This window comes from Xanthomonas sp. NCPPB 2933 (assembly GCF_056725225.1).
Window position 1 is genome coordinate 315,015 of sequence record NZ_CM161518.1, and the last position, 12,131, is coordinate 327,145.

Sequence of the window (12,131 nt, forward strand, 5' to 3'; positions counted from 1 at the left end):
TGTGGCAATGCCTGGAGTGGCGGCTCTTGGAGAAGCGGCTCCTGGAGAAGCAATAGGCGGGGCGGCATGCAGCGGGAAGATGACGAGCAGGGCGGACAACAGCAGCGACAGGCGGGTCATGGTGACTCCAGCGATCCAGGGTCCCGCCATGACGCCAGCAGCGCGAATGAACTGCCTGATGTCTCAATGAAGATTTATGAAGCTCTTTGCGATCAATGGCTTGCGTAAGCCGCAGGCGGTTGCCTGCGCGCGTCGCATCGCGATAACGGTCCGGTCCGGCTATTGTGTGCGCCCTGCAGGAACAATGGATGTGGCGCAATGAAGGTGCTGGTGACCGGTGGTGGTGGCTTTCTCGGCCAGGCGTTATGCCGCGGCCTGCGCGCGCGCGGGCATGAGGTGGTGAGTTTCCAGCGCGGCGATTACCCGATTCTGCAGACCTTGGGCGTGGGCCAGATCCGTGGCGACTTGGTCGACCCGCAAGCGGTGCGGCACGCTTTTGCCGGTATCGATGCGGTCTTCCACAACGCGGCCAAGGCCGGTGCGTGGGGCAGCTACGACAGCTATCACCAGGCCAATGTGGTCGGTACGCAGAACGTGATCGACGCGTGTCGTGCCAATGGCGTGCCGCGCCTGATCTACACCTCCACACCCAGCGTGACCCATCGCGCCACCAATCCGGTGGAAGGTCTGGGGGCCGACGAAGTGCCCTACGGCGAAGACCTGCGCGCAGCGTATGCAGCCACCAAGGCGATCGCCGAGCGTGCGGTGCTGGCGGCCAACGATGCGCAGCTGGCGACGGTGGCCTTGCGTCCGCGTCTGATCTGGGGGCCGGGCGACAATCACCTGCTGCCGCGCCTGGCAGCACGTGCGCGCGCCGGGCGACTGCGCATGGTCGGCGATGGCAGCAACCTGGTGGACAGCACCTACATCGACAACGCCGCACAAGCGCACTTTGATGCGTTCGAGCACCTTGCACACGGGGCTGCCTGCGCAGGCAAGGCGTACTTCATTTCCAATGGCGAACCGTTGCCGATGCGCGAGTTGCTCAATCGCTTGCTGGCCGCAGTGGGTGCACCGGCAGTGACGCGTTCGCTGTCGTTCAAGACCGCCTACAGAATCGGTGCGGTGTGCGAGACCATGTGGCCACTGTTGCGTCTGCCAGGCGAAGTGCCGTTGACGCGTTTTCTGGTGGAACAATTGTGCACGCCGCATTGGTACAGCATGGAACCGGCGCGTCGCGACTTTGGTTATATACCTAGTATCAGCATCGAAGAAGGCCTACAGCGGCTGCGATCCTCATCTTCCAACGACATCGCCATCACCCGGTAAAGACCGCCATATCTTCAGGATACGTCTGCGCCGATTCGGCACGACAACTTCTGGAATCCTTGCCATGCTGCATTACGCCATCATTTTCTTCGTCATCGCCATCATCGCCGCTGTGCTGGGCTTCAGTGGTATCGCCGGTGCGGCGACCAACATCGCCTGGATCCTGTTCGTGGTGTTCCTGATCCTGGCAGTGATCTCGATGTTCCGTCGCGGCAAGGTTTAACCATCTAGCTGCGAGACGTCACGGCAGCGGCGCTGCCGATTGACGCTCACATGGCCCGCTTCCGCAAGGAGGCGGGCCATGTGCGTTGTGGACGCTCTACAATTGAATTGCGGCTGTTTTAAAGCAGTTTTTCGAGGTATTGCACGTGCTTACCGTTGGCCAGTAGCGCATCGCCGATCGGCAGGAAACCCAACTGCAGATGCAGTGCCAGCGATGCCGGATTGGGTGGGAGCAGGTTGACCTCGCAGACCAGTCGCGGTTGCGCTGCCGTGCGTGCGACGCGGATGAGGTCGTCATACAACTGCCTGGCAAGGCCGCGCCCCTGCGCATGCGCAGCAACTACGATGCGGTCGATGTAGACGAAGCGCGCGAAGCGTTGCGCCATCCACGCGAAGTTCGAATTGGCGTACGCCGCATTTTGATCCAACGCGATCAACAAGCCATCCGCTGGCGCGACGATGCGTGCGTGCCAGGCCAGTTGCACCAATGCGGCCAGTCCATCGGCATCCAGCAACGACAATTCGGTGGCATGCGCATTGTTGAGTGCGAGCAGTGCCGGGTGATCGTGCAACTGCACCTCGTGCAACTGCGATGGACTCATCAGCGCGGTTCCACCGCACTACGCAGCAGTTGATCGTCAGCGTGCCGCTGCAACGCCAGCTCGATCAACTGCGTGATCAAACTCCGATAGTCCAGCCCGCTTGCCTGCCATAGCTTGGGATACATGCTGATCCGGGTGAAACCCGGCAGCGTGTTGACCTCGTTGATCACGATGCGGCCATCTGCGCAGAGAAACACGTCCACACGCGCCATGCCGGCGCAGTCCAGCGCTTGGTAAGCCTGCACCGCAATCTGCTGGATGCGCTGCTGTGTCTGCGCATCGATGTTGGCCGGAATCACGATCTCGGCGCCGTGTTCGCTGATGTACTTGGTCTGGTAAGAGTAAAACGCGTCGTGCACCACGACTTCACCGCATACGCTGGCCTGCGGTCTGGCATTGCCCAGCACGGCGCATTCGATCTCGCGCCCAGTTACCGCTGCTTCCACCAGCACCTTGTGGTCATACGCCAGCGCCAACGCGAGTGCGGCGGCAAACTGCTCCGCAGTGCGCACCTGGCTGACGCCGACCGATGAGCCTTGATTGGCCGGTTTGACGAACAACGGCAAACCGAACTGTGCAACCAACGCATGCACGTCGGCGTGTGCGGCGGTGTGGCGGTTGAAGCACACGAACGGCGCCACCTCCAGCCCGGCATCGCGCAGCACGCGTTTGGCCATGTCTTTGTCCATCGCCACTGCTGAGCCGAGCACGCCGGAGCCGACGAAGGCCAGATTGGCCATGCGCAATAGCCCTTGCAGCGAGCCGTCTTCGCCCAGCGTGCCGTGCACGATCGGAAACACCACATCGATCTGCGCCAGCGCCTGCTCCGGCTGGGTCGGACGCAATTGCTGCTGGTGCGCACCCGGCAGCAGCGCCACGCCGCGACCGCTGCGATGCAAGGCGATGCGCGCCGGGTCGTCGGCATTGAGCAGGAAGCTGTCCGGGTCGTTGACGTGCCACTGGCCTTGCTTGTCGATGCCGATCAGCACCGGCTCGAAGCGCTGCGGATCGAGCGCATCCAGAATATTTCTCGCCGATTGCAGCGAGACCTCGTGCTCGGCCGATTTGCCGCCGAAGATGAGACCGACCCGGATCTTGCGCATCGCCTGCTCCTGCTACCTGTTCAATGAGGTCGCCAGCATGCCCGCGGCCGGCGCGCTGAAGGAAGTCCTCCATGACCGACGCAAGCGGCCTTGCCACCAAGGCGAGCTGCCATGACCGCCGCGTCCGCCTCCGGCGTGCACTCGCCAGCTCACCATCAAGCAGTTGCGACATGCGGGGACGGTAGAATGGGCCCATGCCCGGATCACTGCTCAACTCACTCAAGCCGCTCGCCGGCCAGGCCCTGCAAGCCGCGCTCAATCGCGCGCTGGCGCTGGACCCGGATACCCGCGACGCCCTGTTGCCGCTGGAAGGCCAGCGCATCGCGCTGACCCTGGAAGCCCCCGCACTGGCCTTGCAGATCCGCGTGCACGAGCGCCGGCTGCTGGTCGGCCCGGTGGACCAAACGCAGGAGCCAGACCTCGCCGTGCGCAGCACCCTGGCCGGCCTGCTCGGCCAGCTGCCGTTTCTGGCCAATGCGCGCCGCAGTGGTGCGCCGGCGGGCCGGCTCAAGGTCTCCGGCGATGCCGAACTGGCGCGCCAGCTGCAGCAATTGGCAGGGCGGTTCGATCCGGATTGGCAACTGCCGTTCGTGGCGGTGTTCGGCGATATCCTGGGCGTGCAGATCGCCAGCGCGGTGCGTGCAGCGCTGCAGCAGGCGCGCCGCAGTGCAGTGGATCTGGCGCATAGCGCGGCCGAATTCGTCACCGAAGAATCGCGCGATGTGGTGCCACGCGCCGAACTCGAAGCCTTCCACGACGATGTCGACGAACTACGTGACGACGTCGAACGTCTGGCCGCACGCGTCACCCGCCTGCGTGCTGCCGGAGGTGCGGCATGAAGGCGCTGCTGCGGGCCAGCCGCATCGGCCGGGTGATCCTGCGCTATCGGCTGGACGTCTTGCTGCAAGGCACGCCGGCCGAGCGCTGGCTGCGCCTGGCCAAGCCATTCGTGCCGCGTGCCAGCGCCGAGATCGCCGCGCAATCGCGCGGTGCGCGCCTGCGTCTGGCGCTGCAGGAACTGGGGCCGATCTTCGTCAAGTTCGGGCAGATCCTGTCGACCCGGCGCGACCTGATTCCGGCCGACGTCGCTGACGAATTGACCCTGCTGCAGGACCGGGTCAAACCGTTCGACGGCGAAGTTGCGCGGTTGATCGTGGAGCGTGCGCTGGGCCTGCCGGTGAGCGTGGCATTCGCCGCATTCGACACCGTGCCGTTGGCCTCGGCCTCGATCGCGCAGGTGCACGCAGCGACTTTGCCGCCGGACGCCAATGGCGTGCGCCGCGAAGTGGTGGTCAAGGTGTTGCGCCCGGATATCGAGCGCCAGATCGATGCCGATATCGCCTTGCTGCATTCGTTGGCCACCCTGGTCGAGCGCACCCACCCGCGTGCGGACAAGATCCGCCCGCGCGAAGTGGTGGCCGAGATCGAAGCCACCTTGTCGGCCGAACTCGATCTGCAACGCGAAGGCGCCAACGCCAGCGTGCTGCGCCGCTTCTGGGAAGGCTCGGACGATTTGTACGTGCCCGAGGTGATCTGGTCGCACACCGCCGAGCGCGCGCTCACCCTGGAGCGCGTGTACGGCATTCCCTCCGACGACATTGTCAAGCTCGATGCGGCCGGTATCGATCGCAAGGCGCTGGCGGCCAAGGGCGTGCGCGTGTTCTACACGCAGGTGTTCCGCGACAACTTCTTCCATGCCGATGCGCACGCCGGCAACATCTGGGTCGACTCGGACCCGGAGCGCCGGCTCAATCCGCGCTTCATCGCGCTGGATTTCGGCATCATGGGGCAGCTCTCGCAGGAAGATCAGTACTACCTGGCCGAGAACTTCATGGCGATCTTCCACAAGGATTATCGCCGCATGGCCGAGTTGCACGTGGAGGCAGGCTGGATGCCGGACAACGTGCGCATCGACGAACTGGAAGCGGCCGCGCGCTCGGTGTGCGAGCCGTACTTTACCCGGCCGTTGTCGGAGATTTCGCTGGCCGAAGTGCTGATCAAATTGTTCCGCGTCGCGCAGCGTTACGAATTGACGCTGCAGCCGCAGCTGATCCTGTTGCAGAAGACCTTGCTCAATATCGAAGGTGTCGGTCGTCAGCTGGATCCGAAACTGGATATCTGGGCGGTGGCGCGGCCGGTGCTCGAACGTATCCTGCGCGAGCGTTACAGCCCGCGCCGGGTGCTGGGCGAATTGCGCAAGCGTCTGCCTGAAATCATGACGCATGCGCCGGACATGCCGCGCCTGGTGCACAGCTGGTTGAAGCAGCAGGTGGAAGGCCGCCATCAGCTCGATATCCGCTCGGCCGAGTTGCGCGCGCTGGATGTGAGCCTGCGCAAGTTGCAGACGCGCGTGGTCACCGCCATCACCGGCAGCGGCCTGCTGGTGGTCGCCGCCGTGCTGTATGGCCTGCACCCGAACGGCTGGTATCTGGGCACTGTGCCGGTGTGGAGCTGGGTCAGTGGCACAGCCGGCTCGGTAGCCTTGCTGATCGCCTGGCTGCGCCGCTGACACATTGCGATAGGTGGCCCGCTGCATTCGGCTGCACTTCGGCAGTGCCTGCAGCGGGGCACCAACGCGGCCTTCGAGTCGTGGCGCGGCAACGCAGTGGCATGCGGTGTCAGCGATGCGGATAATCCGCCGGTGAGCACATCCCCCAAGCATCTGCAGATTCTCCACCAGGACGATGTCCTGGCCGTCGTCAATAAACCCGCGGGCCTGATGGTCCACGACAGCAAGCTGGCGCGCGGTGAGGACGACTTTCTGGCCGACCGCCTGCGCGAGCAGCTGGGCCGGCCGATCTTTCTGGTGCACCGGCTCGATCGCGCGACCAGCGGTTGCTTGCTGCTTGCGTTCGATCGCGAGAGCGCCAGCACGCTGGGCAAGGCCTTGATGGCCGGCGAATTGGAGAAGGACTATCTGACGGTGTGCCGCGGCTGGCCGGCCGAGCAGCAGTTCATCGTCGATCACGATCTGGACGGCGGCCCCGGCAAGCCGGTCAAGAAGCCGGCAGTGACCCATTTCCAGCGGCTGGCCATCGGCGAGCTGGAGATTCCGTCCACCGGCTTTGCCACCTCGCGCTATGCGTTGCTGCGCTGCCAGCCGCAGACCGGGCGTTTTCGGCAGATCCGCCGGCACATGAAACACCTGTCGCATCACATGATCGGCGACACCAGCCACGGCGATGGTCGGCATAACCGGAGTTTTCGCATGCTGGGCATCCGTCGCATGTTGCTGCACGCCGAGCGCTTGGGGTTTCCGCATCCGGCCGATGGGCGGCGTCTCAGCGTGGTGGCGCCGCTGGATGTGGAGTTTGCGAAAGCGTGTGCATTGTTCGGGTGGGACGTGGCGGGATTGCAAGGCACGACACACGTGCAGTGATGCGGCGTGGTCATGGATGTGTCAGTGCATCAACGTCGAACGGCAACGTTTTCAGGCAGCCGTACCCTCACCCCAACCCCTCTCCCGACGGGAGAGGGGCTTGACTGTTCCTTCTCCCCTCGGGAGAAGGTGCCCCGTAGGGGCGGATGAGGGTGCGAGCGAAGCCTGGTGGAGTTTGAATGCACGCGCGGCTTCGCCTCTTACCCTCATCACGCCAACCCCCTCTGCCGCAGTAGAGGGGCTAAAGCAGGCGTCTCTCGCTGACAGGAAAGTTGGGCGCTGCCGTCCTCGTATGCGCAATCAACCCCACATCCGCAACCGTCGGGATCACGCTGTTACGAATCCCCAATCCCAATTCCCCAATCCCAGCCCTTCAGGGCTTCTGAGCCGCCGCCGGCTCATTGACGATCTTCTCCAGATCCTTCTGCAGATCGGCAAACAGCGGCAGCATCTTCTGCTGGATCGCGCCCATCAGGTTCTGGGTCAGGGCCGGGGTCTTGTCGAGCAGGCTCTGGCCGGCCGAGCTCTCGTAGAACTCGGCCATGGCCAGCACGTCCTCGCGCGAGAACGAGCGCTTGTAGATGTCCACATACATCGGGCGCAGCTCCGACCACGACAGTGCCTTGCGTACGGTCTGGCGGGTACGGTCCTGGATGCGCTGCAACTGCGCCTGTTGGGCAGCGTCGAGTTGGCGCTGCGCGGTGAGCTGGGCGAATTGCTGCTGCTGCATCGCTTCGATCTGCGGCAGCATCGTGTCCAGCATGGTCTGCGCGCGTGAGGCCGCCAGCAATCGGTTGACGTCGGCATCGCTGGGCGCCTGCGCAAACGCAGCGGGCGTGGCGAGTGCCAGTGCGGCCAGCACGATCAGACGGCGCGCGAAGGCGCGGGCGGCGGCAACGGAACGAGGTGGTGTCATCGGAGCATCCTGCAAAACTGGGGACCGGCCGCAGCATACGGGAGCCGGCGTTCGCGCGCGCGTCCACGCCGCTGCCGATACAATCGCCGGACAATGGCCAGCGACCCGATCCAGATCACCCCCAGCCTGACGATTCCGCCCAGCGAGATCGTCGAACGCTTCGTGCGCGCCAGCGGCGCCGGTGGGCAGAACGTCAACAAGGTCTCCACCGCGGTGGAGCTGCGTTTCGACGTGGCCGGATCGCCGTCGCTGCCCGAACCGCTGCGCGCGCGGCTGCTGTCGCGGCGCGACCGCCGCATGACCGCCGAGGGCGTGCTGGTGATCGACGCGCAGCGCTTTCGCACCCAGGACCGCAACCGCGAGGATGCGCGCGAGCGGTTGGTCGAAATCATCAATGCGTGCCTGTCGGTGCCCAAGCGCCGGGTCGCCACCAAACCGAGTCATGGTGCCAAGCTGCGGCGGCTGGATGCCAAGCGTGAGCGCAGCCATATCAAGCGTGGACGCTCTGCGTCCCACTGGGAGTAAGCGTGAGTCACACCGACCCGTCGTTGCCACCGGTAACACAGGCCAACATCCTGCTGCAGTCAACCCCGCCCAGAATGCCGCGTGCTCACGGCCGCTTCGGCCGCTGGCTGGGCCGCACCGCACTGCGCCTGACCGGATGGCGCTTGCTCGGGCGGCTGCCCGACGAACCCAAGCTGGTGATGATCGTTGCCCCGCATTCGTCCAACTGGGACGGCTTTGTGGGCTTTGCGGCCAAGTTCGCGCTGGGCTTCGATGTGCGCGTGCTGGGCAAGGCGCAGTTGTTCTGGTGGCCGCTGGGCCCGCTGCTGCGCAAACTGGGCGCCATCCCGCTGGACCGCAGCTCGCCGCAGGGCACCATCGGCCAGGCGGTGCGGCTGATCCGCAACTCCGAGCAGATGTGGTACGTGATCACCCCCGAAGGCACCCGCAAGCGCGTGGAAAACTGGAAGGCGGGCTTCTGGAAGATCGCCTCCGACTCCAAGGTGCCGATCCTGCCGGTGTATTTCGACTATCCCAGCAAGACCGTGGGCATCGGCGAGCCGTTCTGGACCGGCACGGACATGGCCGCCGATATCGCCGCCATCCGCACCTGGTACCGGCCGTGGCGCGGCAAGCATCGCGATACGCTGTGAGGATGCGGCCGCGCGCTTGAAAGGTTTTGTCACTGCCGGTCGCCTGCATTCATGACCGGCGCCGCTAGGTACCTCGCTGCCTCCACCGAGGAAACACCATGATGGGCTCGTCCGCACGCGCACTGTGTTTGTCGCTCTCGCTCCTGCTTGCTGCCGGCCCGGCGCTGGCGGCCACGCCGATGCTGGTGATCCACGGCGGCGCAGGTGTCGAAAAAGCCGGCCTTTCCAAAGACGAACAGGCGCAGGCGCGCGAGGCGATGCAACGCGCGCTGCGAGCCGGTCACGCGGTGCTGCAACGCGGTGGCAGCGCAGTGGATGCGGTGGCCGCCACCATCACCGTGCTGGAGGACGCCCCGCAGTTCAACGCCGGGCGCGGCGCGGTGTTCACCCATGACGGCAAGAACGAACTGGATGCGGCGATCATGGACGGCGCCACCGGCAAGGCCGGCGCGATTGCCGGCGTGCACACGGTCAAGAACCCGATCCAGCTGGCGCGCAGCGTCATGGACCGCTCCAAGCACGTGATGCTGGCCGGCGCTGGCGCCGAACAGTTCGCGCGCGAGCAAGGTGTCACCCTGGTCGACCCAAGCTATTTCCGCACCGACAAGCGTTGGCAGCAACTGCAGAAAGCGCTCAAGGCCGAGGCCGGCGACCGCAAGGCGCAGGCCGAACTGGATCTGGAAACCGCCAAGCACTTCGGCACTGTCGGTGCGCTGGCGCTGGATCGCGAAGGACACTTGGCCGCCGGCACCTCCACCGGCGGCATGACCAACAAACGCTACGGCCGCGTCGGCGATGCGCCGATCATCGGCGCCGGCACCTACGCCAACAGCCAGTGCGCGGTGTCCGGTACCGGCTGGGGCGAGTTCTACATCCGCGCGGTGGCCGCCTACGACATCTGCGCGCGCATGAAATACGCCGGCCAGTCGTTGCAACAGGCGGCCGAAGCAGTGATCGACCAGGAGATTCCCAAGGCCGGTGGTGACGGCGGCGCCATCGCGTTGGATGCGCAGGGCAATGCCGCGTTCCCGTTCAACACCGAGGGCATGTATCGCGGCTGGATCGGCGCCGATGGCACGCCGCACGTGGCGATCTTCAAGGACGAGACGTTGTAGCGCACATCCTCAACCGAACCCGTCCATCCAATCCAACGGCACATGCCAGCGGCCCGCAAACCCGCTAGCGTGACCGGCTGCTCTACCCACTCAGGAATTACACGCCATGTCGCGTACCGTCGTTCTGGCCGCTGCCATCACCCTGGCACTGGCTGCTTGTTCTGGAAAAGATTCGTCCGGTAAGGAGTCCACCACCGTGCCCGAGAAGACCGCCGCCACCCCGGCCGCCGATGCCGCGCCGAACCCGCTGCTGACCCCCAGCACGCTGCCGTTCCAGGCGCCGCCGTTCGACAAGATCAAGGACAGCGATTACCTGCCGGCCTTCGAAGAAGGCATGCGCCTGCAGTTGGCCGAGATCCGCAAGATCGCCGACAACCCCGAACCGCCCACCTTCGACAACACCATCGAAGCGATGGAGCGTGGTGGCGAAACGCTCTCGCGCGTGTCGCGCATCTTCTTCGGACTGGTGCAGGCCGATACCAGCGACGCACGCCAGAAGATCCAGGAAGAGATCGCGCCCAAGCTGGCCGCGCACCAGGACGAAATCAATCTCGATCCCAAGCTCTTCGCACGCGTCAAAACCCTCTACGACCAGCGCGACACGCTGAGCCTGGACCCGGAGCAGAAGCGTCTGCTCGAGCGCGATTACGAAGAACTCGTGCGCGCCGGTGCGCAGCTGTCCGATGCCGACAAGGACAGCCTGCGCAAGCTCAATATCGAAGAGACCACGCTCTCCACCCAGTTCCATACCCGTCTGGTCGCCGCCTCGGCTGCCGGTGCGGTGGTGGTGGACGACAAGGCCAGGCTCGATGGCCTGAGCGAAGGCGATATCGCCGCCGCCGCCGATGCGGCCAAGGCGCGCAAGCTCGACGGCAAGTACCTGCTCACCTTGCAGAACACCACCCAGCAGCCGGTACTGGCCTCGCTGAAGGACCGCCAGCTGCGCGCCGATGTGCTCAAGGCCTCGGAGACGCGCGCGGAAAAGGGCGATGCCAACGACACCCGCCAGACCATCCAGCGTCTGGCGCAACTGCGCGCGCAAAAGGCCAAGCTGCTCGGTTTCGACAACTACGCCGCCTACAGCCTGGGCGACCAGATGGCCAAGACCCCGGCCGCCGCGCTCAAGCTGCTGACCGACACCGTGCCGGCGGCCACCGCCAAGGCACGCCGCGAAGTGGCCGAGATGCAGAAGGTGATCGACGCCCAGCGTGCTGATTCAAAGACCGGCGGTTTCAAACTCGCCGCCTCCGATTGGGACTTCTACGCCGAGCAGGTGCGCAAGGCCAAGTACGACCTGGACGAGTCGCAGATCAAGCCGTATTTCGAACTGGACAACGTGCTGCAGAACGGCGTTTTCTACGCGGCCACGCAGCTGTACGGCATCACCTTCAAGCAGCGCACCGACATCCCGACCTATCACGCGGACATGAAGGTGTATGAAGTGTTCGACGCAGACGGCACCTCGATGGCGCTGTTCTATACCGACTACTTCAAGCGCGACAGCAAGTCCGGTGGCGCCTGGATGGACGTGTTCGTCGAACAGGACGGCCTCACCGGTGCCAAGCCGGTGGTCTACAACGTCTGCAACTTCACCAAGCCGGCCGCCGGCCAGCCGGCGCTGCTGAGTTTCGACGACGTCACCACCTTGTTCCATGAGTTCGGCCACGCGCTGCACGGCATGTTCTCCAAGGTGAAGTACCCCTCGATCGCCGGCACCAGCACCTCGCGCGATTTTGTCGAGTTCCCCTCGCAGTTCAACGAACACTGGGCCTCCGACCACAAGGTCTTCGCCAACTACGCCAAGCACTACCAGACCGGCGCGGCGATGCCGGCCGAGCTGGTGGAAAAGATCAAGAAGGCCAAGACCTTCAACAGCGGCTATGCGACTACCGAATATCTCTCGGCCGCGTTGCTCGATCTGGCCTGGCACACCCAGCCGGCCGACGCATCGTTGCAGGACGTGAGCAAGTTCGAAGCCGATGCGTTGAAGCGCTTCAAGGTGGACTTGGCCGAAGTGCCGCCGCGTTATCGCAGCAGCTATTTCGACCACATCTGGGGCGGCGGGTATTCGGCCGGGTATTACGCCTACTTTTGGTCGGAAGTGCTCGACGACGACGCGTTCGAATGGTTCAAGGAAAATGGCGGTCTGGATCGCAAGAACGGCGACATCTTCCGCGCCAAGATCCTCTCGCGCGGCAACACGGTGGACCTTGCCACGCTGTACCGCGACTTCCGCGGCAAGGATCCCAGCGTCAAGGCGCTGCTGGAGAATCGTGGGCTGACCGAGTAAGTCGAGGTAGCACGCCGA

At 64.7% G+C, this 12,131-nt stretch carries 12 protein-coding genes; 9 read left to right on the plus strand and 3 right to left on the minus strand.

Annotated elements, in window-relative coordinates; genetic code table 11:
• Positions 1–318: 318 nt before the first annotated feature.
• The gene (gene oleD / locus AC1PLU_RS01300; RefSeq protein WP_481107474.1) at positions 319–1,329 is read left to right on the plus strand and encodes a 2-alkyl-3-oxoalkanoate reductase; all 1,011 of its coding nucleotides are present in this window, start codon (positions 319–321) and stop codon (positions 1,327–1,329) included.
• Between the two features lie 64 nt (positions 1,330–1,393).
• Complete coding sequence (locus AC1PLU_RS01305) at positions 1,394–1,552, plus strand: DUF1328 domain-containing protein (protein ID WP_003468167.1); 159 nt, start codon at positions 1,394–1,396, stop codon at positions 1,550–1,552.
• 118 nt (positions 1,553–1,670) lie between these two features.
• Here the strand turns inward: AC1PLU_RS01305 and AC1PLU_RS01310 are convergent, their stop codons facing one another.
• Positions 1,671–2,153 carry a GNAT family N-acetyltransferase gene (locus AC1PLU_RS01310; RefSeq protein WP_481107475.1) on the minus strand — a complete coding sequence of 161 codons (483 nt, stop codon included), beginning with the start codon at positions 2,151–2,153 and terminating at the stop codon, positions 1,671–1,673.
• The gene (gene ddlA / locus AC1PLU_RS01315) at positions 2,153–3,256 is read right to left on the minus strand and encodes a D-alanine--D-alanine ligase (protein ID WP_229010178.1); all 1,104 of its coding nucleotides are present in this window, start codon (positions 3,254–3,256) and stop codon (positions 2,153–2,155) included. Before ddlA ends, AC1PLU_RS01310 begins: the two co-directional genes overlap by 1 nt.
• 194 nt (positions 3,257–3,450) lie before the next feature.
• Between ddlA and AC1PLU_RS01320 the strand changes: the two genes are divergently transcribed.
• From AC1PLU_RS01320 to AC1PLU_RS01330, 3 genes are all read left to right on the plus strand, one after another.
• Entirely contained in the window at positions 3,451–4,095 is a 645-nt protein-coding gene (locus AC1PLU_RS01320; protein ID WP_006449821.1) for a ubiquinone biosynthesis accessory factor UbiJ, read from the plus strand.
• Positions 4,092–5,765 (plus strand): ubiquinone biosynthesis regulatory protein kinase UbiB, encoded by a 1,674-nt coding sequence (ubiB, locus tag AC1PLU_RS01325; RefSeq protein ID WP_481107476.1) that lies wholly within the window; start codon positions 4,092–4,094, stop codon positions 5,763–5,765. Before AC1PLU_RS01320 ends, ubiB begins: the two co-directional genes overlap by 4 nt.
• A gap of 96 nt (positions 5,766–5,861) precedes the next feature.
• The gene (locus AC1PLU_RS01330; protein ID WP_481107477.1) at positions 5,862–6,635 is read left to right on the plus strand and encodes a pseudouridine synthase; all 774 of its coding nucleotides are present in this window, start codon (positions 5,862–5,864) and stop codon (positions 6,633–6,635) included.
• Positions 6,636–7,008: 373 nt separating this feature from the next.
• Here the strand turns inward: AC1PLU_RS01330 and AC1PLU_RS01335 are convergent, their stop codons facing one another.
• The gene (locus AC1PLU_RS01335; RefSeq protein WP_481107478.1) at positions 7,009–7,551 is read right to left on the minus strand and encodes a DUF2059 domain-containing protein; all 543 of its coding nucleotides are present in this window, start codon (positions 7,549–7,551) and stop codon (positions 7,009–7,011) included.
• Positions 7,552–7,644: 93 nt separating this feature from the next.
• Between AC1PLU_RS01335 and arfB the strand changes: the two genes are divergently transcribed.
• The 4 genes from arfB to dcp all read left to right on the plus strand — a co-directional run bounded on the left by arfB (position 7,645) and on the right by dcp (position 12,113).
• Positions 7,645–8,076 carry an alternative ribosome rescue aminoacyl-tRNA hydrolase ArfB gene (gene arfB / locus AC1PLU_RS01340; protein ID WP_104549913.1) on the plus strand — a complete coding sequence of 144 codons (432 nt, stop codon included), beginning with the start codon at positions 7,645–7,647 and terminating at the stop codon, positions 8,074–8,076.
• 2 nt (positions 8,077–8,078) lie between these two features.
• Positions 8,079–8,708 carry a lysophosphatidylcholine acyltransferase gene (locus tag AC1PLU_RS01345; RefSeq protein ID WP_104549914.1) on the plus strand — a complete coding sequence of 210 codons (630 nt, stop codon included), beginning with the start codon at positions 8,079–8,081 and terminating at the stop codon, positions 8,706–8,708.
• A gap of 98 nt (positions 8,709–8,806) precedes the next feature.
• Positions 8,807–9,823, plus strand: coding sequence for an isoaspartyl peptidase/L-asparaginase family protein (locus tag AC1PLU_RS01350; RefSeq protein ID WP_481107479.1), 1,017 nt, complete (start codon positions 8,807–8,809; stop codon positions 9,821–9,823).
• A 106-nt stretch (positions 9,824–9,929) separates the two neighbouring features.
• Positions 9,930–12,113, plus strand: coding sequence for a peptidyl-dipeptidase Dcp (gene dcp, locus AC1PLU_RS01355; protein WP_481107480.1), 2,184 nt, complete (start codon positions 9,930–9,932; stop codon positions 12,111–12,113).
• Positions 12,114–12,131: the final 18 nt, after the last annotated feature.